This is a genomic window from Rhizobacter sp. AJA081-3, from assembly GCF_017795745.1.
Lineage (GTDB): Bacteria > Pseudomonadota > Gammaproteobacteria > Burkholderiales > Burkholderiaceae_C > Piscinibacter.
This window is the reverse complement of record NZ_CP059067.1, coordinates 1823084-1843717: the sequence shown is the minus strand read 5'-3', so window position 1 is coordinate 1843717 and position 20634 is coordinate 1823084. Positions and strand designations below refer to the sequence as shown.

Here is a 20634-nt window from a genome sequence, read left to right as displayed (position 1 = left end):
CCACCATGTCCTCACACGCCCTCGCCGGCCACGAGCCGCGCCGTCCGTCCCTGTCCACGCTGCTGTGGCTGTGCCTGGCCGCCACCTGGCTGGTCTGGGGATCGACCTACCTCGCGATCAAGTTCGCACTGCTGAGCTTCCCGCCCTTCTTCCAGATGGGCACGCGCTTCCTGTTCGCCGGCGCGCTGCTGATGGCCTGGATGCGCTGGCGCGGCGCGGCGTGGCCGACGCTCGTGCAATGGCGCAATGCGCTGGTGGTGGGTGCGCTGATGCTCGGCGGCGGCATGGGCGGCACGGCAGTGGCCGAGGTGTCGGTGGGCTCTGGCCTGGTGGTCGCCTTCATCGCGGTGGTGCCGCTGATGATCGCGGCGCTGAACCTGTTCTGGCGCGTCGTGCCCGGCCGGCTCGAGCTGGCCGGCATCGTCGTCGGCCTGGTCGGCGTGCTGATGCTCACGCAGGGCGCCGGTTTCCAGGCCTCGCCGGCGGGCCTGGCGGCCATCGCCACCGCCTGCATCACCTGGTCGGTGGGCAGCGTGCTGAGCCAGCGCAGCCTGCCGCTGGCGCCTGGCGCCACCGGTTTCGCCAGCGAGATGCTGTGCGGCGGCGTGGTGCTGCTGATCCTCTCGCTGGCCGCCGGCGAACAGCCGCAGTGGCCGCCGCAGCCGGTGGCCGTGGCGGCGTGGTTCTACCTCGTCGTGTTCGGCTCGCTGATCGCCTTCAACGCCTACATGGTGCTGCTCGCGCAGGCGAGCGCCGGGCTGGCCTCGAGCTACACCTTCGTGAACCCGGTGATCGCCATGCTGCTCGGCGTGGCCGTGCTCGGCGAGGTGGTCAGCGGTTTCGAGTGGATGGCCGCCGGCGTCGTGCTCGCCGGCGTGGTGCTGATGCTGCGCGGGTCGGCGCTCAAGCGCGCTTGAGTGCGGCGTCGCGGATGGCCATCAAGGTTGTTCGCGTGGTGCTGACGTCGGCATCGAGCTTGAGATGCAGCAGTGACGGGCCATCCGCTGCCAGCGCCTCGCGCAGCGCGGGCTCGAACTGCTCGGTGCGCTCCACCTTGGCGGCGTACCAGCCATAGGCTTTCGCGAGTGCCGCGAAGTCGGGGTTGAACAGGTCGCTGCCCGACACGCGCCCGGGGTACTCGCGCTCCTGGTGCATGCGGATCGTGCCGTAGGTGCCGTTGTCGACGACGATGCTGATCAGCTTGCCTGCGCCCCGGCCGGCACCGTAGCCGCTGGCAGTGGCGAGTTCCTGGCCGGTCATCAGGAAGTCGCCATCGCCCGCGATATTGATCACCGTGCGATCGGGATACAGCAGCGAGGCCGCGATCGCCGCCGGCACGCCGTAGCCCATCGCGCCGGAGGTCGGCGCGAGTTGCGTGCGGCCGTGGTGCTGCAGGCCCGGGTAGCGCACGTAGCGGTGCAGCCAGCCGCTGTAGTTGCCGGCGCCGTTGGTGTAGACGGTGTCCTCGGGCACGAGGCGCTCGAGGGTCAGCATCACCTGCGCCATGTCCAGCGGCGACACGGCCGGCGGAACGCGGTTGGCGGCGAAGTCGGCCGCTGCCGCTTCAGCCTCGGCGCGCCAGGGCACGGTGGTCGGCGCGGCGAGCGACTCCAGCGCCTTGGCGGCATGGTTGACCGAGGCCTGCATCAGCAGGTCGGCGGCATAGACGCGGCCGAGCTCCTCGGCGCCGGCATGGATGTGGACGAGCTTCTGCGCCGGCCGCGGCGCCTGCAGCAGCGTGTAGCCGCCAGTGGTCATTTCGCCCAGGCGCACGCCCAGCGCGATCACCAGGTCGGCCTCGCGGATGCGTGCCGCGAGCTTCGGATTGATGCCGATGCCCACGTCGCCGGCATACAGCGGGTGGCGGTTGTCGAAGGTGTCCTGGAAGCGGAAGCCGCAGCCCACCGGCAGCTGCCAGTTCTCGGCAAAGCGTTGCAGCGCGCGGGCGCCCTCGGCGTCCCAGCCGCCGCCGCCGGCGATCACGAAGGGCCGCTGAGCCTGCACGAGCAGCGCACGCAGGTCGCGCAGCGGGCCGGGCGCCGGCCAGGCCTGCGCGGGCTCGATGCGCGGCAGCACCGGCGCGGCGGTGGGCGTGGTCAACAGGTCTTCGGGCAGCACCAGCACCACCGGCCCGGGCCGGCCCTGCATGGCGGTGTGGAAGGCGCGGGCGACGTACTCGGTCAGCCGGTCGGCGCTGTGCACCTCGCCGACCCACTTGGCCATGCCCAACGTGCCGGGGCCGAACACCTGGCGATAGTCGAGCTCCTGAAAGGCCTCGCGATCGCGCTGGTCGCTGGCCACCTGGCCGACGAACAGGATCATCGGCGTGCTGTCCTGGAAGGCGGTGTGCAGTCCGATGCTGGCGTTGGTCGCACCCGGTCCGCGGGTGACGAAGCAGATGCCCGGCCTGCCGGTCAGCTTGCCCTGCGCCTCGGCCATGAAGGCGGCGCCACCCTCCTGCCTGCAGGCAATGAAGCGGATGCGCTCACGGTACTGATGGAAGCCGTCGAGCACCGCGAGGTAGCTCTCTCCCGGAACGCCGAAGGCGGTGTGTACACCTTGGGCGACCAGGGCCTCGACCAGCGCGTGGCCGGCGATGCGGTATGAGGGCGGGGTGCTCGACGTGACGGCGCTGTTCATGCCGCCATTTTCACCGCCGCCCGCTGGCCGCGCGCCACCTGCAGGCCCACCAGCGAGGCCGAGGCCACACCGCCGACCAGGGCCAGCGCCGCGCCGGTGAACACCCACGACGGCGAACCGTGGTCGAGCACGGCGCCGAACACCGGCGCCGCCAGCGCGAAGCCGAGGTCCAGCCCCGAGTACACCGTGCCGTAGACACGGCCGGTCGCCCCGGGTGGCGAGGCGCGCTTGATCAGCATGTCACGCGAGGGCCCGGCCAGGCCGGTGCCGAAGCCGGCCAGCGACGCGAGCACGGCTGCCACCATGCCGGGCAACCCCGGCAGGCCGGCCAGGAACAGCAGCACCGCGGCGCCGAGCAGGCAGGCACCGATGGTGCGCTCCAGCCGCTGGCCACGCGCGGCGAGGAAGCCACCCACCACCATCCCGGCCGCGCCGCACAGCATGAAGCCGGTGACGACGAAAGAGGTCACCGACAGCGGCAGGCCGTGCATCTTCTGCAGCGCTGGGCCGGCGAAGCTCTGGATCGCGCTGAGCGCACAGGTCGACCAGAAGAAGAACGAGAAGCACAGCCAGACGGACGGAAGTCGCAGGAAGGCCAGCGGATGCTCCGCCGCGGCCGCGGCGCCGCCCGCCTTCGCAGCCGTCGCGTGAGCCCATTCGCCAAGTCGGTCGTCGATCGCGCGGCGGTTCAATGCCAATGTCGCCAGCACGATCAGCGCCCACACGCCTGCCCCGGCCGCGGCCCAGCGCCACGATCCGGTGGCCGCGGTGATGCCGGCCATGAAGACCGGCGCCGCCGCCCAACCAAGGTTGCCGGAGATGCCGTGCACCGAGAAAGCATGCCCCAGCCTCGGCGGCGAGACGCGCTTGTTGAGGATGGTGAAGTCGATCGGATGGAAGGGGGAGTTGCCCAGGCCCGACAGCGCCGCGGCCAGCATCAGCCCGGCGTACCCCTGTGCCGTCGCCGCTGCCGCGGCCGCCAGCGCGAAGCAGCCCAGCGCGGCGAACAGCACAGGCCGTGCGCCGACGCGGTCGACCAGGAAACCGGCCAGCGCCTGCCCGATGCCGGAGATGACGAAGAAGGTGCTGACGAGCAGACCGAGCTCGGAGTAGCTCAGGCCGAAGTCCCGAATGAACAGCGGGAACAACGGCGGCAGCAGCATGTGGAAGAAGTGCGAAGTGCCGTGCGCCAGCCCGATCAGGCCGATCGTGCGGGCATCCTGGCGCAGCGGAACGGCCGGTGCAGTCATGAGAGAAGGTGATCCGTCGAACGAGCCTCACTGTAGGACCCGGCGGTGCGTCGTGGTTACGATAGAGCGTCAAGTTCTGTCGAGAATCCGCCAATGCCTGCCCGCTCCCGCTCCCCTCGCGCCAGCGTGGCGCCGATCGACCCGCCGGCCTTCGCGCCCACGCTGCAGCGCCCCGTGCGCGCCAAGCTGCGCCGGCTGGCGGCGTCCACGAGCGTCGAGCCACACAGCCACCCCTGGGCGCAAGTCGCGATGTCGGCCACCGGCGTGATCCGCATGAGCGCAGGCCACGGCACCTACCTCGTCCCGCCGACACGCGCCCTGTGGATCCCGCCCGGCGTGGAGCATGTGGTCACCGTCCTGGAAGATACGGAGATCCGCACGCTGTATCTGCACCCGCAGGCGCAGTTCTTCGACGGCCAGGCCGGCACGCCGTTCTCGCGCTGGCCGGCCTGCCGCGTGCTCGAGGTCTCGCCCTTGCTGCGCGAACTGGTGGCCCATCTGGACACGGCGCCCGGCCCGGTCGCCGCCGACGAGCGCGAAGCCTGCCTCGCCGCGCTGATCCTCGACGAATTGCAGCGGGCCGCACCCGTGCGCCTGGGCGTGGACCTGCCCGCCGACAAGCGCCTGCGCCAGCTCTGCGAGGCCGTGCTGGACGACCCGACGCGCTGGAGCTCGCTGGACGACTGGGCCCGGCATGCCGGGGCCAGCCCGCGCACGGTGGCAAGGCTGTTCCGCAGCGAACTCGGCACCACCTTCGTCCAGTGGCGCCAGCAGGTCCGGCTGGCGCATGCGCTCGCGCTGGCGTCGCGCAAGCTGCCCATGGCCACCATCGCCGCCGAGCTGGGCTACGCCAGCGCCAGCGCCTTCGCAGCCATGGTCAAGCGCACGCTGGGCGCGCCGCCGACGCACTTCTTCACCTGAATCGGGGGGTGTTGCGCCGGTGACACCTTGGAACACATCTTCCATCTGGGACGAGAATCCCATCCTGTCGTTGCACGTACGCTGAGAAGAGGGGGCACCGCGCCATTGCAGGTGTGCCGCCGTGGAGAAAACACCATGCTGAAGTCACTGTTCGGAGAGCTCGGCCCTGCCGAAGATCCTCGCCTGCGGGCGGCCACGCCCGACGAGTCCGACGGCGGTTTCGCCGCCACGGCCATCCTCGAGAGCGTGGCCACCGAGGTCAACGAGCGCGGCCAGATGGTCGACCGCCACCTGCGCGACCTCGTCGTCACTGGTTCGCCGGCCGCAGCCATCCGGGAGCATTTCGCGGCCACGCGCGCCGACCTGGGCACGGCCACGCGCCAGATCACCCTGCTCGACCCGACCGGCGTGTGGGCCTCGGCGGTGATCAAGGCGCTGTCCGACGCCGGCGGCCAGCCGGTCGAACGTCTGCACCTGCGCGAGCACACCACGCTGAAGACGCTGGCGGTGATCGAACGCACGAGCCTCGTGCGCCGCCACGAAGAGAAGCTCAACCTCTATCACGCCGACGTGCGCGCCCCGGGGCATGACAACGCCGAGATCCCGGTGGCGCTGATGGAGCACAGCCACTTGACGGCGGTGATCGTCGGCCCGATGCAGCCGCACGCCATCGACTCACTTCTGGCCTCGCTCAGCGATGCCACGCAGCTGCCCGCCTGGCACTGCCCCAACCTGCTCTTCATGCTGCCGCCCAACGCGGTGTGGATCGCCAACAAGATCGCCGCGGTGCGCTGGCCGGCGCGATTGCACGTGCACGTGATCGACGAGCCGCTGATCAGCTCGTCGGCGGTGTGGAACGCCATGCTCGGCATCTGGAACCTCGTCAAGCTTCAACCCGCCTGGGACAAGCAGCCGCCGAAGCAGGACTTCCCGTTCAAGGTGGCCGAGTTGTCTGCGCCACCCCAGTCGATGCGTCCTGCCTCTGCCGCGAGCAGCGCGGCAGCGCCGGTGGCACGGCTCGGCCGTGCCGTGCTCGACCCGGCCCGTGCACGCCAGGCGCTGACCGACATGCTGCCGCTCGAAGGCATGCTCGGCTGCGCGGCGGTGGACGCCACCACCGGCCTGGTGCTGGCCCGCGAGCTGCGCGAAGACCAGCCGGTCGACATGGACGTTGTCGGCGCCGCCTGCGCGCAGATCCTGCGCGACCACCGCGCTGCGTCGAACGCCATGGGCGTGGGCGGCCCGGTGGAGGAGATCATGACCAGCACCGGCTCGCGCCAGCAGGTCATGCGCGTCATCTCACGCTACCCTGACGTCTTCATCGTCGCCCTGCTCGACCGCCAGCGCACCAACCTGCCGCTGGCCCGCTACAAGCTCATGGAGCTCGACAAGGCCCTGCTGTAGCGCGGGCCACGCCCTTGCGCGCCGAGGGCTAACATCGCGAGTGCAGCGGGCCGGTGTGCCCGCATCAGACGGGCTGCGGCCCGCGCCATCGCGATGAGCCAAGTGCTGTTCGACTACACGCTCCAGGACGCCAGCGGCAGCAGCTGCGTCGCCCATGCCTGGGCCAAGGTGCCCGAGTCGCTGACCCCCGACCAACGCCGCGAATGGAAAGCGCGCGCCGCGGCCTTGCTGAAGCAGCAGGGCGCGGTGCTGGTGGCGCACTACTACGTCGACGGCGACCTGCAGGACCTGGCCCTGGAGACCGGCGGCTGCGTCGCCGACTCGCTCGAGATGGCCCGCTTCGGCCGCGATCACGCAGCGAAGACGCTGGTGGTGGCCGGCGTGCGCTTCATGGGAGAGTCGGCCAAGATCCTGTCGCCCGACAAGCGCGTGCTGATGCCCGACCTCGACGCCACCTGCTCGCTCGATCTGGGCTGCCCGCCCGACCAGTTCGCCGCCTTCTGCGACGCCCACCCCGATCGCACGGTCGTCGTCTACGCCAACACCAGCGCGGCCGTGAAGGCGCGTGCGGACTGGATGGTGACGAGCTCCTGCGCGCTCGCGATCGTCAGCCACCTGAAGGAGCGCGGCGAGAAGATCCTCTGGGCGCCCGACCGGCACCTCGGCCGCTACATCCAGGAGCAGACCGGCGCCGACATGCTCTCGTGGCACGGCGAGTGCATCGTGCACGACGAGTTCAAGGGCATCGAGCTCGACCTGCTGCGCAAGCAGCACCCGGACGCCAAGGTGCTGGTGCATCCCGAATCACCGCAGAGCGTGGTCGCGCAGGCCGACGTGGTCGGCTCGACGACGCAGATCCTCAACGCGGTGCTGAAGAGCGACGCGCAGACCTTCATCATCGCCACGGACAACGGCCTGATGCACCGCATCCGCCAGCTCGCGCCCGGCAAGACGCTGCTGGAGGCGCCCACGGCCGGCCGCAGCGCCACCTGCAAGAGCTGCGCGCACTGCCCCTGGATGGCGATGAACGCGCTGCAGGGCGTGGTGCAGGCGCTGGAACAGGGCAGCGGCGAGATCTTCGTCGACGAGCCGGTGCGTGCCCAGGCGCTGGGCTGCATCGAGCGCATGCTCGACTTCACCGCCCGACACCCGGCCGCGGTGGCGCAGCCCGGCTTCGTCAAGCACATCGGCGCGGCCTGAGCATGTTCGAGCAGAACGAAACGCTGGAACAGGCGCGCGCGCGCAACATCCGCGACGCGCTGGCCGAGGACATCGGCCGTGGCGACTGGACGGCCATGCTGGTGCCGGCGACGCAGCGCGTGCGCGCCCGCGTCATCATGCGCGAGGCGGCCGTGCTGTGCGGCCGCGACTGGTTCGACGGCTGCGTGAAGGCGCTCGACCCCGATGCGCGCGTCGCCTGGGCCGCCGCTGAAGGCGCCCGCCTGAGCGCCAACGCCACGCTGTGCGAGATCGAAGCCCAGGCCCGCGCGCTGCTCTCGGCCGAACGCCCGGCGCTGAACTTCCTGCAGCTGCTCTCGGCCACTGCGACGCTGACACGCGCCCATGTCGACGCCATCGCCGGCGCCTCGCCCAACCCGCGTGGCTGCGCCATCCTGGACACGCGCAAGACGCTGCCGGGCCTGCGCCAGGCGCAGAAGTACGCGGTGCGCGTGGGCGGCGGGCGCAACCAGCGCCTGGCGCTGTGGCACGGCATCCTGATCAAGGAGAACCACATCACCGCCGCCGGCGGCATCGCGCAGGTGCTGGCGCAGGCGCGCTCACTGAACGCCGGGGTGGAGATCCAGATCGAGGTCGAGAGCCTGGCGCAGCTCGACGAGGCGCTGGCGAATGGCGCCACCAGCATCATGCTCGACAACTTCGAGCTGGCCGCCATGAGAGTCGCAGTGGCACGCAACGCCGGCCGCGCCGAGCTGGAGGTGTCGGGCGGCGTGCAGCTCGAGCAGTTGCGCGCCATCGCCGCCACCGGCGTGGACCGCATCTCGGTGGGTGCGCTGACGAAGAACGTACGCGCGGTCGACCTGTCGATGCGCATCCTCGAGCGGCTCTGACGATCGCGCGAACTGCGCCGGCGCAGGCCCGCTTTTCCGCTGCTCGCGGGGCTGCGGGTCGCCCATACTGGCTCGATCCGCATGACAGCGAGGCCCCGCCATGAGCGCCGATTTCGAGACCATCTTCAACCATCACGAACGCTCGGTGTTCGAGGCCGTCAAGGCCGCGTCCGCGCGCTTCCCGCACATGGCCACGCCGGAGTTGCTCGCGGACGTGGCCTGCGTGGCGCTGAACCGGCTGCCGCCGCGCTACATCCGCCACGAGGTGGACTTCGCCTTCTACCTGACCGACAAGGAGCGCGGCGACAACGAGCGCGCCATCAGCGACGCGGTGAACTTCGCTTTCGAATTCGTGCAGGCCCGCCGGGCGATGCGCGCACGCGTCTAGGCAACGCGGCTGGCGGCGCGGCGTTCAGTGCGCCACGGCCGCCTCTTCGTGCGGGTCGGCCGGCGTGGTGATCTCGCCGGGCACGGCGCCCCGCGCGAAGAACGTGTACATGGTGGGCACAACGAAGATCGTCAGCAGCGTGCCCAGGGACATGCCGCCCACGATCACCCAGCCGATCTGCTGGCGGCTCTCGGCGCCCGCGCCGGTGGCCAGCGCCAGCGGCAATGCGCCCAGCACCATGGCCGCGGTGGTCATCAGGATGGGGCGCAGGCGCAGCGCCGCCGCCTCGACCACCGCCTCGTGCATCGGGTGGCCCTGCTGGCGCAGCTGGTTGCTGAATTCGACGATCAGGATGCCGTGCTTGGTGATCAGGCCGACCAGCGTGATCAGGCCGATCTGCGAATACACGTTGAGCGTGCCGCCGGTCAGCCGCATCGCTGCCAGCGCCCCCACCATCGACAGCGGCACCGCCAGCATGATGACGAACGGGTCGACGAAGCTCTCGAACTGCGCTGACAGCACGAGGAAGATGAACAGCAGGGCCAGCACGAACACCAGGCCCAGCGCCCCGCTCGACGAGCGGAACTCGCGCGACACACCGTTGAGTTCGGTCGAGTAGCCGGGCTTGAGCACCTTGGCGGCGGTCCGGTCCATGAACTCTAGCGCCTCGCCCATCGAGTAGCCCGGTGCCAGGTTGGCCGTCAGCGCGACGGAGCGTCGCTGGTTGAAGTGGTTCAGCTCGCGCGGGCTGACCGACTCGCGCACCGTCACCAGCGAGGCCAGCGGAACCATCGCGTCGCCCTTGCCGCGCACGAACATGCGGTCGATGTCCTCCGGCGTGGTGCGTCCGCGGCCCTCGGTCTGCACGATCACGTCGTACTGCTCGGCGTCGCGCTTGTAGCGCGTCACGTTGCGCCCGCCCAGCATGGTCTCGATGGTGCGCGCCACCTGGTCCACGGCGACGCCGGCATCGGCGGCGCGGTCGCGGTCGACCTGGATGAACAGTTCCGGCTTGTTCAGCCGCAGGTCGCTGTCGGGCTGCACGATGCCTGGATTCTTCGCCATCTCGGCGAGGATCTGCTGCGACACACTGGCCAGGTTCGCGTAGGAGTCGGAGCTCACGATGACGAAGTTGATCGCCCGCTCGCGGAAGCCCTGGCCGAGAGAAGGCGGCGTGATCGGGAAGGCGGACACGCCGGGCAGCATGGCGAACTTCGGCAGCAACTCGCGGCTCAGGAGCTGCGTGCTGCGCGAACGCTCCGACCAGTCGGTGGTGCGCAGGAATGCCACGCCTTGCGACACCGTCGGGTTGCCGGTGACCACGAACACACGGTCGAACTCCGGGTAGCTCATGCCGATGCGCTCGATCGCCTGCATGTAGCGCTGCGTGTACTCCAGCGTCGAGCCGTCGGGGGCGTTGACGGTGGCCAGGATCACGCCGCGATCCTCCAGCGGCGCGAGCTCGCTCTTCGCCGTCTTGAACAGCCACCAGCTCGCCCCGGCCGAGATCACCATGATCAGCAGCACGATCCAGCGCCGCAGCAGCACCCAGCGCAGCGCCACCTCGTAGCGCGCGCTGATCCACACCAGCAGCGCCTCCATCATCCGGTCGAAGCGGTTCGGGCTCGGGTTGTGGCGCAGCAGCTTGCTGCACATCATCGGCGTGAGCGTGAGTGCGGTGAAGCCGGAGACGATCACCGCGCCGGCCAGGGTCAGCGCGAACTCGACGAACAGCCGCCCGGTGCGCCCCGGCGTGAAGGCCAGCGGCGCGTACACCGCGGCCAGCGTCATCGTCATCGCCACCACCGCGAAGCCGACCTCCTTGGCACCACGCAACGCCGCCTGGAAGGGGCTCAGGCCCTCCTCGACGTGGCGGAAGATGTTCTCCAGCACGACGATCGCGTCGTCGACCACCAGACCGATGGCCAGCACCAGGGCCAGCAGGGTGAGCGTGTTGATGGTGAAGCCCACCGCGGCCATCAGGCCGAACACGCCGATCAGGCTGACCGGAATCGTGACCAGCGGGATGATCGAGGCGCGCAGCGTGCGCAGGAACACGAACACCACCAGCGCCACCAGCAGCACCGCCTCGGCGATGGTCTTGTAGACCGACTTGATGGACCGGTCGATGAAGATGGAGTTGTCGTTGGCCTGCTGCACGCGCACCGCGGGTGGCAAGTCGAGCTGGATCTTCGGCATCACCTGCCGCACGCCATCGGCCACCTCCAGCGGGTTGGCGGTGGCCTGGCGGATCACGCCCATCGACACCGCCGGCACGCCGTTCAGGCGCACGCTCGAACGTTCGCTCGCCGCGGCCTGCTCGATGCGCGCGATGTCGCGCAGGCGCACCACGTAGCCGCTGGCGGTCTTCAGCGCGATCTCGCCGAACTGCGCCGGCGACACCAGATCGGTCTGTGCGGTGACGCTGAACTCGCGCTGCTGGCTCTCGATGCGCCCGGCCGGCACCTCGAGGTTCTGCTTGCGCAGCGCGTCCTCGACATCCTGCACGGTGAGCCGGAAGGCGGCGAGCTTGTCCGGGTCGACCCAGATGCGCATCGAGAACTTGCGGTCGCCGTTGATCTGCACGTCGGCCACGCCCGGCACCGTCTGCAGCCTCGGCTTGACGACGCGATTGATCAGGTCGGTGATCTCAAGCGGCGACAGCGTCTCGCTGCTGAAGGCCAGCCAGATCGTCGGCGTGGCGTCGGCCTCCACCTTGGCGATGACCGGCTCGTCGATCGCATCGGGCAGGCGGCCGCGCACGCGCGAGACGCGGTCTCGCACGTCGGCGGCAGCGTCTTCCGGGCTCTTGCTGAGCTTGAAGCGCGCGGTGATCTGGCTCTGCTCGGCACGCGACACCGAGGTGATGATGTCCACGCCCTCGATGCCGGAGATCGAGTCTTCGAGCGGCTTGGTGACCTGCGATTCGATCACCTCCGACGAGGCGCCGGTCAGACGCGTCGTCACGTTGACCACCGGCTCGTCGATGCGCGGGTACTCGCGCACCTGCAGGCCCATGAACGACACCGCGCCCACCAGCACCAGCAGCAGCGACATCACCGTCGCGAAGACCGGCCGGCGGATCGAGGTTTCGGAGAACTTCATGGCACGCCGCGGCCGTCTCAGACGGCGGAGCGGTTCAGGCCCGCGCCCTTGGCCGGCGAACTGGCGCCACGCGGCGCCTCGCGGCCGACCTCGACCACGCGCAACGGCAGCGCCTCGCCGCGCAGCAGCCGTGCCTGCCCGGCGGTGACGACGAGGTCGCCGGCGGCCAGCCCCTCGGTGATCTCGGCCTTGCCCGGCAGGCGCATGCCGATGCGAGCCTCCAGCCGCTGCGAGACCTTGCCGCCCGGGCCGTCCACCACCTTGATGAGGTACTGCTTGCCGCCGAAGGGCACGAGCGCTTCCTCCGGCACCACCAGCGCCTGCTCGCGCACGGCGAACACCGTGCGGGTGCGCGCGAACATGCCGGCGCGCAGCTCGCCCTGCGGATTGGGCAGCCGCGCGCGCACGAGCAGCGAGCGGCCGTTGGCGTCGATCTGCGAATCGATGGCGTCGATGCGCGCCGGGAAGCTGCGCCCCGGCAAGGCGTCGAGTTGCACGTCCACCGGCTGCCCGGGCTTGAGCCGGGCGAGGTAACGCTCGGGCAGGCGGAAGTCCACCGACATCGAGGACGAATCCTCGATGTTGACCAGGTCCGCGCCGTCCTTCACGTAGTCGCCCAGGTTCACCGAGGCGATACCGGCCACGCCGTCGAACGGGGCCTCGATGCGCATGCGAGCGAGCTGGGCCTGAGACAGCGCCACCTGGGCCTCGGTCACCTCCAGCGCCGCGGCACTCTGGTCGACGGCGCTCGCGCTGACGAAGTTCTGCGCCAGCAGCTCGCGGTTGCGTTGCAGGTTGGTGCGCGCGATGCTGGCCTGCGCCTGCGACTGCTGCAATTGCGCGCGCTGCAGCGTGTCGTCGAGCTGCACCAGCATTTGGCCTCGCTTGACGCGCTGGCCGTCGCGAAAACCGATGCGCGCGATGCGGCCGCTGACCTCGGGGCGCAGCATGACGCCCTGGCGCGAACGCAGCGAACCGACGGACTGCGCATCGTCCTCGATGCGCGTCACGGTGACACGGCCCACTTCGACGGGAATCGGCCCGCCGATGGCGGGGCCGGCGCCCGCCGCAGAAGCCGCGGCCGCGGAGGGCGAGACCGCCGGCTGCGAGCCGCTGCCGGCGCCCTTGTTCTGGATCCACCAGGCGGCGCCACTGGCGGCAGCGATGCCGACCACGGCGATGACGGTATGCAGGATCTTCAAGTCCGGACTTTCGAGGATGCCGGCAGACTGTAACGTCGTGCGCAAAACACCGCAGCGGCGGCAACCCTCAAACCACGCTTTCCACCCCGCGATTGGCCAGGGCGTCGGCGCGTTCGTTGCCCGGGTCGCCGGAATGCCCCTTCACCCATCGCCACTCGACGTGGTGCAGGTGGCGCAGTGCGTCCAGGCGCTGCCACAGCTCGGCGTTCTTCACCGGCTTGCGGTCGGCCGTCTTCCAGCCGCGCTGCTTCCAGCCGTGGATCCATTCGGTCATGCCCTTGCGAACGTACTCGCTGTCGGTGTGCACCGTGACGTCGCAGGTGCGCTTCAGTGATGCCAGAGCCTCGATCACGGCGGTGAGTTCCATGCGGTTGTTGGTGGTGAGCAACTCGCCGCCGAACAATTCCTTCTCGTGCTCGCCGGTGCGCAGCCAGGCGCCCCAGCCGCCGCGGCCCGGGTTGCCCTTGCAGGCACCGTCGGTATAGATGACCACGTGGGGGCGCTTGACCGCCGGGGCCGCTGCCGTCATGCCGGTTCTTTCTCGCGCTCGCGGCGCTTGTGCGTGGCCACCGTGGCGGCCGCCTTGACCCGCTGGCGCTGGTCGCGCACCAGCCCCACCAACCGCATGCCGCGCACGCGCTTGACCGCCACCACGAAGTAGGCGGCACCGAACACCGGCCACCAGCGCTCGCCGGAGCCGTCCATCCATTCGTAGCGCTGCAGCCAGCGCTCCGAAGCCACCGGCGGCCGGTAGCAGCCGAAGCGGCCCGATTCCACCTCGAAGCTGAGCAGGCGCAGCCAGTCGCGCAGGCGCCGGTAGCCGAGGAACTCACCGGTGGCGGGCAGGAACAGCGGTCGCTGCCGGCCCAGGCCCAGGCCGAGCCGGGCCCGGCCCAGCCCCTGGCGCAGCCCCCACAGGCTGGCCGGGTTGAAGCCGACGATGACCACGCGGCCTTCCGGCACGAGCACGCGCTCGACCTCACGCAGCGTCTGGTGCGGATCGCGCGCCATCTCCAGCGTGTGCGGCAGCACGACGAGATCGAGGCTGGCGCTGTCGAAGGGCAACGCGTCGAAGTCGAGGTTCAGCGCCACCGCGGCGCGCGGCATCGGCTCGCCTTCCGATGGCGGCGGCTCGACGCTCTCGCAGCCGACCCAGCGGTGCGGCATGCGATTGGCGCGCAGCGCATCGAGTTCGGGCAGCCCCACCTGCAGCGCGTGAAAGCCGAACAGGTCGGCCACGGCCAGGTCGAGATGATGCTGCTCCCACGCCAGCAGGTATCTCCCTGCCGGCGTGGCGAGCCACTGGGCCAAACCTATAATCCGCTCGCTGTGCGCCATGATGAATCTGACTGCCCTGCCCGCCTTCACCGACAACTACATCTGGATGCTCGACGACGGCACGAGCGCCGTCGTGGTGGATCCAGGTGAAGCAGCGCCGGTGCAGGCCGCGCTCGATGCCCGCCGGTTGGCGCTGGCGGCGATTCTAGTGACCCATCACCATGGCGACCACGTGGGCGGTGTCGATGCCTTGCGCAGCCGGCTGAAGGGGCCTGTCTACGGCCCGCGCCGCGAGCAGATCCCCACACCGTACGTGGCGCTCGACGATGGCGATGCGGTCGAGGTGCTCGGCCAGCGCTTCGAGGTGATCGAGGTGCCCGGGCACACCGCCGGCCACATCGCCTACTTCCATGCGGGGCGCGAAGGCGCCCCGATCCTCTTCTGCGGCGATACGCTGTTCTCGGGCGGCTGCGGCCGCCTGTTCGAGGGCACGCCCGAGCAGATGCACCGCTCGCTGTCGCGGCTGGCGGCGCTGCCGGGTGACAGCCGCGTGTGCTGCGCGCACGAGTACACCTTGTCCAACCTGAAGTTCGCCCGCGCGGTGGAACCCGACAACGCCGCGCTGGCGCGCTACAGCGCCGACTGCGAGGCGCTGCGCGCCGACAACCGGCCTACGCTGCCGTCGAGCATCGCGGTCGAGCGCGAGGTGAACCCCTTCCTGCGATGCGACCAGAGCGCCATCGTGCACTCGGCCACCCGGCACGGTGCAGCCAGCACGGCAGGCAGCGATGTCTTTGCGGCTTTGCGCCGCTGGAAGAACGATTTCCGATGAACATGCTTCGACGCGCCGCACTGGCTGCGGTGATGGTCGGTGGGCTCGCCGCGATGGCCGGCTGCGCGAGCACGCCGGCTGCCGAAGGCGGCCAGGCCAGTGCGCCGGCACCGGCGGTGGTGACCCCGGTGGAGCCGCCTGCAGCGCCGCCCGGACCGGCGGTGCCTGCCAGCCCCCCGCCACCCGCCCCCGTGGCCGATGAGCCGGCGCCCACGCCAGCCGCCGTCGACCCCCTGCGCCCCGAGGTGCGCCTCGATCTCGACGACCGATCCGCCCAGCTCGACCTGTGGGCACGCCTGCGTGCGGGCTTCGCGATGCCCGAGCTCGACAATCCGCTGGTGCGCGACCGCGAGCGCTGGTACGCCACGAGGCCCGACTACGTGCAGCGCATGACCGAGCGGGGCAGCCGCTACCTGTTCCACATCGTCGAGGAGGTCGAGAAGCGCGGCATGCCCACCGAGCTCGCGCTGCTGCCCTTCATCGAGAGCGCCTTCAATCCGCAGGCGATCTCGTCGGCCAAGGCCTCGGGCATGTGGCAGTTCATGCCGGCGACGGGCCGCAACTTCGAACTGCGCCAGAACGTGTTCCGCGACGACCGGCGCGACGTGCTCGCATCCACCCGCGCGGCGCTCGACTACCTGGGCAAGCTGCACGGCATGTTCGGCGACTGGCATCTGGCACTGGCCGCCTACAACTGGGGCGAAGGCAACGTGCAGCGAGCGATCGCCCGCAATCGCCGCGCAGGACTGCCCACGGGCTACGAGAGCCTGCGAATGCCCGACGAGACTCGTCTGTACGTGCCCAAGCTGCAGGCGGTGAAGAACATCGTCGCGCGACCGGCGGCCTACGGGCTGCAGTTGCCCGATCTGGCCAATCACCCGTACTTCCTCGCCGTGGCGATCGAGCGCGACATCGACGTCGAGCTCGCCGCCCGGCTGGCGCGCCTGCCGCTGGACGAGTTCAAGGCGCTGAACCCGCAGATGAACCGGCCGGTGATCCTGGCCGCCGGCACGCCGCAGGTGCTGCTGCCCTACGACAATGCCAACCACTTCGTGCGCGATCTGCCGCAGCACCGCGGTCCGCCGGCCAGCTGGACGGCCTGGGTCGCACCGAAGTTGCTGCGGCCGGCCGACGCCGCGAAGCAGGTCGGCATGAGCGAAGAAGAGCTGCGCGAGGTCAACGGCATCCCGCCGCACTACCTGGTGCGCGCCGGCTCCACGCTGCTGGTGCCTCGCAGCGACCAGCGGCACGCCGACGTCTCCGAGCATCTGGCCGAGAACGCCACCATGGCGCTCGCCCCCGACGGCCCGTCGATGCGCCGCGTGGCGCTGAAGGCCGGCAAGCGCGACAGCGTGAGCAGCGTAGCGCGTCGCTACCGCGTCAGCGCGCAGCAGGTGGCGCACTGGAACGGCGTGACGGCGGGATCCAGCTTCCGGCCCGGGCAGCCGATCATCGTCTACGTGGTGCAGCGCGCGACGTCGCCGAAGTCGGCCAAGTCAGCCAAGTCGACGAAGGCCCGCGCCGCTGCACCCGTCCGCAAGACGACGCGCAAGGCTGCGCGCAAGTAGCCGCGGCACAGCCGCGCTCAGCGGCGGTCCGATAGCGCGTGGGCGATGGTGCCCAGGTCCACGTACTCGAGTTCGCTGCCGATCGGCACGCCGCGCGCCAGCCGGGTGACCTTCAGGCCACGCGCCTTCAGCGCCTCGGCCAGCACGTGGCCGGTGGCCTCGCCCTCGGCGGTGAAGTTCGTGGCGATGATCACCTCTTCGGTCACGCCGTCGGTGGCTCGGCTCAGCAGTTCATGCGCGCCGATGTCGCGCGTGCCCACGCCGTCCAGCGGGCTGAGGTGGCCCATCAACACGAAGTACAGGCCGCGGTAGCTGCCGGTGCGCTCGAGCGCCGCCTGGTCGGCCGGTGTCTCCACCACGCAGAGCTGGCGCGCGTCGCGCGCCGGGTCGAGGCAGATGCCGCACACCGGCGCCTCGGTGAAGGTGTGGCAGCGCTCGCAGTGGCGCACCGAAGTCGATGCCGCCTGCAGCGCCTGCGCCAGCCGCTGCGCGCCCTCGCGGTCGTGCTGCAGCAAGTGGAAGGCCATGCGCTGCGCCGATTTGACGCCGATGCCAGGCAGGCGGCGCAGCGCCTCGATCAGCGCGTCGAGCGACGAACCGCTCATCGCAGTGCGCGCAGCGCCATCAGAACGGGAACTTCATGCCCGGCGGCATCGGCATGCCCGCCGTCAGCTTGCCCATCTTCTGCTGGCTCACCTCTTCGGCACGGCGGATCGCGTCGTTGAAGGCGGCGGCCACCAGGTCCTCGAGCATGTCCTTGTCGTCGGCGAGCAGGCTGGGGTCGATGGCGACGCGCTTGACGTCGTGCTTGCAGGTCATCGTGACCTTCACGAGGCCGGCGCCGGACTGGCCCTCGACCTCGATCAGCGCGAGCTCTTCCTGCGCCTTTTTCAGGTTGTCCTGCATCGCCTGGGCCTGCTTCATCAGCCCGGCCAGCTGGTTCTTCATCATGATGGATGCTCCTTGGAAATCAATGCGGCTTGACCGAGCCGGGCACGATGCGCGCGGTCTTGTACTGCGACATCAGGGCCTGCACCAGCGGGTCGTCGTGGATGATCTGTTCGGCCTCGGCCTGCCGGCGCGCACGCTCGGCGGCGTCGCGGCGCGCCGGCGAATCCTCGGCCACGCCGGCCTCGAGCTGCAAATGCACCGGCCGGCCCAACGCCTGCGCGAGCGCGGCCTGAAGCTTGTCGGTGTTGGCCGCGCTGCGCAGGGTTTCGCGTTCGACGCGCAGCGTCAAGCGCACCGGCGTGGCGGATTCGTCGAGGGCCAGGCACTGCGACTGCATCGCCAGCTCACGCACCAGCGCGCTGATGGCGCCGCTCTCGCACAGCTCGCGCACCTGCAGCGCCCAGCGGTCGCCCAGCGGCGTGGTGACGACATCCGGCACGGCCATCGCCATCGGCTCAGGGATCGGGCCGCGCGGCGGCGCGGCAGCGGTGGGCAGGTCGTCGTCGGCCTCGTCAGGCGCATCGACCCAGGGCGGCGGCTCGGGCGAGCGCGCGACGGGCGGGCGTTGAGTCGGCCTCACCGGCGGCGCAGGTACACGCAATGCCGGGGCACCCGCCACCACTGCGGGCTGCGCCGCCACCGGGCTGCGCACGACGGCCGGGGCTGCGGCACCGCGCGCCACGGCACGCTCCGCGGAGCCATTGCCGGCCGGCCGGAAGGCCAGCATGCGCAGCAACACCATCACCAGACCGCTGTATTCGTCGGGCGCCAGAGCCAGCTCGGCGCGGCCATGCACGACGATGCTGTAGAGCAACTGCGTCTCGTCGGCCGGCAATGCAGAGGCGAGCCGCTCGACCGCCGGTGCGTCCGGGTCATTCGCGTCGAGCGCGCCGGGCACGGCCTGCTGCACTGCCATCTGCTGCAGCAGCGAGGCCATCTCCTCGAGCGTGCCGGCGGCCGACAGCCCGAGCGAACGCAGCCCGTCGACCGAGCCCACCACCGCGGCACCGTCGCCCGCCGCGAGCGCCTCGACCAGCCGCACCGCGTGCCCGCGGTCCACGGCACCGAGCATCTGCCGCACGCCGGCCTCGGCCAGCGCCCCCGCTCCGAAGGCGATCGCCTGGTCGGCCAGCGAGAGCGCGTCGCGCATCGAGCCGCGCGCCGCCCGCGCGATCAGGCGCAGCGCGCCGGGTTCAGCAGCGATGTCCTCGCGCGCCAGCACGGTGACCAGGTGCTCCTGCACCGTCTGCGGCGCCATCGGCCGCAGGTTGAACTGCAGGCAGCGCGACAGCACGGTGGGCGGTACCTTCTGCGGATCGGTGGTGGCCAGCACGAACTTGAGGTACTCGGGCGGCTCCTCCAGCGTCTTCAGCATCGCGTTGAACGCGGTGTTCGACAGCATGTGCACTTCGTCGATCATGTAGACCTTGAAGCGGCCGAGCACCGGCTTGTAGACGGCCTGGTCGAGCAGCTGCGAGATCTCTTCGACCCCGCGGTTCGATGCCGCGTCGAGCTCGACGTAGTCCACGAAGCGGCCGGCATCGATGTCGCGGCAGGCATCGCACACGCCGCAGGGCTGCGCGGTGATGCCGCCGCTGCCATCGGCGCCGGTGCAGTTCAGCGACTTGGCGAGGATGCGCGAGACAGTCGTCTTGCCGACGCCGCGTGTGCCGGTGAACAGGTAGGCATGGTGCAGCCGCTGCTGCGTCAGGGCATTGGCCAACGCCTGCACGACGTGCTCCTGACCGACCAGCTCCTCGAAGCTGTGCGGTCGGTACTTGCGGGCCAGCACCTGGTAACTCATGCATCGATTCTACGGGGCGACCCCGCGCCGCACCGGCCCAGGGGCTGACCGATAATCACGCCCCATGACCGACGCCGCCCGCCCTGCCACGCACGCCGATTCGAACAGCACGCTCAGCTATGAACAGGCCGGCGTCAACTACGAGCTGATCGACCCGCTGAAGGTGGCGGCCCAGCGTGCCGCTGCCGCCACTGCCGTCAACCTGGCCGCGCACGGCTTCAGCGAGATCGCCGCGTCGCGCGGCGAATCGGCCTACGTGGTCGACGTGGGCCCGTTCTACCTGGCGAGCATCGTCGAATGCCTGGGCTCGAAGGCGCTGGTGGCCGACGAGATGAAGGCGCTGACCGGCCGCAGCTACTACGCCGCCATCGCGCAGGACACCATCGCGATGGCCATCAACGACCTGATCACCGTCGGCGCCACGCCGCTGGTGGTGCAGGCCTACTGGGCGGCCGGCGGCTCCGACTGGTTCGGCGACGCGCAGCGCGCGCAGGCGCTCGTGCAGGGCTGGAAGGCCGCCTGCGACACCTGCGGCGTGGCCTGGGGCGGCGGCGAAACGCCGGCGCTGGCTGGCATCGTCGAAAGCGGCCGCATCGACCTGGCTGCCAGTTGCACCGGCATCGTCAACCCGAAGTCGCGCCTGTCGGTGGGCGACCGGCTCGGCGCCGGCGATGCCATCGTGCTGCTCGCCTCCAGCGGCATCCATGCCAACGGCCTGAGCCTGGCGCGCAAGCTGGTCGAACGACTGCCCGAGGGTTACCTCACCGAGGTGGTGCCCGGCCTGAGCTACGGCGAGGCGCTGCTGGCGCCCACGGTGCTGTATTCACCCGTCACCGAAGCGCTCTACCGCGCCGGCATCACGCCGCGCTACTGCGCCAACATCACCGGCCACGGCTGGCGCAAGCTGCTGCGCCACCCGGCGACGCTGACCTACCGCATCCAGAAGATCCCCGCCGTGCCGCCGGTGCTCGCCTTCATGCAGCAGCATGCGCGGCAGGATGACCATGAGGCCTACGGCACGTTGAACATGGGCGCGGGCTTCGCGCTGTTCGTCGCCGCCGACGAGGCGCATCGCTGCGTCGAGATCGCACGTTCGCAAGGCGTCGAGGCCCTGGTGGCCGGCCGCGTCGAAGCGGGGCCGAAACGCCTGATCGTCGAGCCGCTGCACATCGAGTACGGCGACGACGCTCTGCAACTTCGGTGACCAGCGCGCGTCCCCCCT

The 20634-nt window shown here is 70.5% G+C and carries 18 protein-coding genes; 9 read left to right on the top strand and 9 right to left on the bottom strand.

What is annotated here, in order from left to right:
* The first annotated feature begins 5 nt into the window (after window positions 1–5).
* Window positions 6–917, top strand: a complete 912-nt coding sequence (locus tag HZ992_RS08730) for an EamA family transporter (RefSeq protein WP_209386272.1) — start codon at window positions 6–8, stop codon at window positions 915–917.
* Here HZ992_RS08730 and HZ992_RS08725 read toward each other — a convergent pair.
* Both HZ992_RS08725 and HZ992_RS08720 read right to left on the bottom strand, forming a co-directional pair.
* A complete protein-coding gene (locus HZ992_RS08725; RefSeq protein ID WP_209386271.1) occupies window positions 904–2640 on the bottom strand; it encodes a thiamine pyrophosphate-binding protein in 1737 nt (578 codons plus the stop codon). The genes HZ992_RS08730 and HZ992_RS08725 overlap by 14 nt on opposite strands.
* Window positions 2637–3890: an MFS transporter gene (locus tag HZ992_RS08720; RefSeq protein ID WP_209386270.1), complete on the bottom strand. Its 1254-nt coding sequence runs from the start codon at window positions 3888–3890 to the stop codon at window positions 2637–2639. Before HZ992_RS08720 ends, HZ992_RS08725 begins: the two co-directional genes overlap by 4 nt.
* A 93-nt stretch (window positions 3891–3983) precedes the next feature.
* Here HZ992_RS08720 and HZ992_RS08715 point away from each other — a divergent pair, with 93 nt between their 5' ends.
* The 5 genes from HZ992_RS08715 (at window position 3984) to HZ992_RS08695 (ending at window position 8672) form a co-directional block, all read left to right on the top strand.
* Entirely contained in the window at window positions 3984–4811 is an 828-nt protein-coding gene (locus HZ992_RS08715) for an AraC family transcriptional regulator (RefSeq protein WP_209386269.1), read from the top strand.
* Between the two features lie 135 nt (window positions 4812–4946).
* Window positions 4947–6215, top strand: coding sequence for a roadblock/LC7 domain-containing protein (locus HZ992_RS08710; RefSeq protein WP_209386268.1), 1269 nt, complete (start codon window positions 4947–4949; stop codon window positions 6213–6215).
* A gap of 93 nt (window positions 6216–6308) precedes the next feature.
* The gene (nadA, locus tag HZ992_RS08705; RefSeq protein ID WP_209386267.1) at window positions 6309–7415 is read left to right on the top strand and encodes a quinolinate synthase NadA; all 1107 of its coding nucleotides are present in this window, start codon (window positions 6309–6311) and stop codon (window positions 7413–7415) included.
* 2 nt (window positions 7416–7417) lie between these two features.
* Window positions 7418–8284, top strand: a complete 867-nt coding sequence (nadC, locus tag HZ992_RS08700) for a carboxylating nicotinate-nucleotide diphosphorylase (protein WP_209386266.1) — start codon at window positions 7418–7420, stop codon at window positions 8282–8284.
* 100 nt (window positions 8285–8384) lie between these two features.
* A complete protein-coding gene (locus HZ992_RS08695; RefSeq protein ID WP_209386265.1) occupies window positions 8385–8672 on the top strand; it encodes a late competence development ComFB family protein in 288 nt (95 codons plus the stop codon).
* Window positions 8673–8696: 24 nt separating this feature from the next.
* Here HZ992_RS08695 and HZ992_RS08690 read toward each other — a convergent pair whose 3' ends face one another.
* From HZ992_RS08690 to HZ992_RS08675, 4 genes are all read right to left on the bottom strand, one after another.
* Window positions 8697–11777 carry an efflux RND transporter permease subunit gene (locus HZ992_RS08690; protein WP_209386264.1) on the bottom strand — a complete coding sequence of 1027 codons (3081 nt, stop codon included), beginning with the start codon at window positions 11775–11777 and terminating at the stop codon, window positions 8697–8699.
* A gap of 17 nt (window positions 11778–11794) precedes the next feature.
* Window positions 11795–12979, bottom strand: a complete 1185-nt coding sequence (locus HZ992_RS08685; RefSeq protein WP_209386263.1) for an efflux RND transporter periplasmic adaptor subunit — start codon at window positions 12977–12979, stop codon at window positions 11795–11797.
* A gap of 67 nt (window positions 12980–13046) precedes the next feature.
* The gene (gene rnhA / locus HZ992_RS08680) at window positions 13047–13508 is read right to left on the bottom strand and encodes a ribonuclease HI (RefSeq protein ID WP_209386262.1); all 462 of its coding nucleotides are present in this window, start codon (window positions 13506–13508) and stop codon (window positions 13047–13049) included.
* Window positions 13505–14317, bottom strand: a complete 813-nt coding sequence (locus tag HZ992_RS08675) for a class I SAM-dependent methyltransferase (protein ID WP_209386261.1) — start codon at window positions 14315–14317, stop codon at window positions 13505–13507. The genes rnhA and HZ992_RS08675 overlap by 4 nt, the downstream gene beginning before the upstream one ends.
* A gap of 1 nt (window position 14318) precedes the next feature.
* Here HZ992_RS08675 and gloB point away from each other — a divergent pair, with 1 nt between their 5' ends.
* Together gloB and HZ992_RS08665 are read left to right on the top strand one after the other, a co-directional pair.
* Window positions 14319–15089 carry a hydroxyacylglutathione hydrolase gene (gloB, locus tag HZ992_RS08670; RefSeq protein ID WP_209386260.1) on the top strand — a complete coding sequence of 257 codons (771 nt, stop codon included), beginning with the start codon at window positions 14319–14321 and terminating at the stop codon, window positions 15087–15089.
* The gene (locus HZ992_RS08665) at window positions 15086–16657 is read left to right on the top strand and encodes a transglycosylase SLT domain-containing protein (RefSeq protein WP_371816800.1); all 1572 of its coding nucleotides are present in this window, start codon (window positions 15086–15088) and stop codon (window positions 16655–16657) included. The genes gloB and HZ992_RS08665 overlap by 4 nt, the downstream gene beginning before the upstream one ends.
* Before the next feature lie 17 nt (window positions 16658–16674).
* Here HZ992_RS08665 and recR read toward each other — a convergent pair whose 3' ends face one another.
* Genes recR through dnaX form a run of 3 tightly spaced genes read right to left on the bottom strand, consistent with a single transcriptional unit; the run spans window position 16675 to window position 19412 of the window.
* On the bottom strand, window positions 16675–17262 hold the full coding sequence (recR, locus tag HZ992_RS08660) for a recombination mediator RecR (RefSeq protein WP_209386259.1): 588 nt from the start codon (window positions 17260–17262) through the stop codon (window positions 16675–16677).
* Between the two features lie 19 nt (window positions 17263–17281).
* Window positions 17282–17608, bottom strand: a complete 327-nt coding sequence (locus HZ992_RS08655) for a YbaB/EbfC family nucleoid-associated protein (RefSeq protein ID WP_209386258.1) — start codon at window positions 17606–17608, stop codon at window positions 17282–17284.
* Between the two features lie 19 nt (window positions 17609–17627).
* The gene (gene dnaX / locus HZ992_RS08650) at window positions 17628–19412 is read right to left on the bottom strand and encodes a DNA polymerase III subunit gamma/tau (protein ID WP_209386257.1); all 1785 of its coding nucleotides are present in this window, start codon (window positions 19410–19412) and stop codon (window positions 17628–17630) included.
* 64 nt (window positions 19413–19476) lie between these two features.
* Here dnaX and HZ992_RS08645 point away from each other — a divergent pair, with 64 nt between their 5' ends.
* Window positions 19477–20616 carry an AIR synthase related protein gene (locus HZ992_RS08645; protein ID WP_209386256.1) on the top strand — a complete coding sequence of 380 codons (1140 nt, stop codon included), beginning with the start codon at window positions 19477–19479 and terminating at the stop codon, window positions 20614–20616.
* Window positions 20617–20634 lie beyond the last annotated feature (18 nt).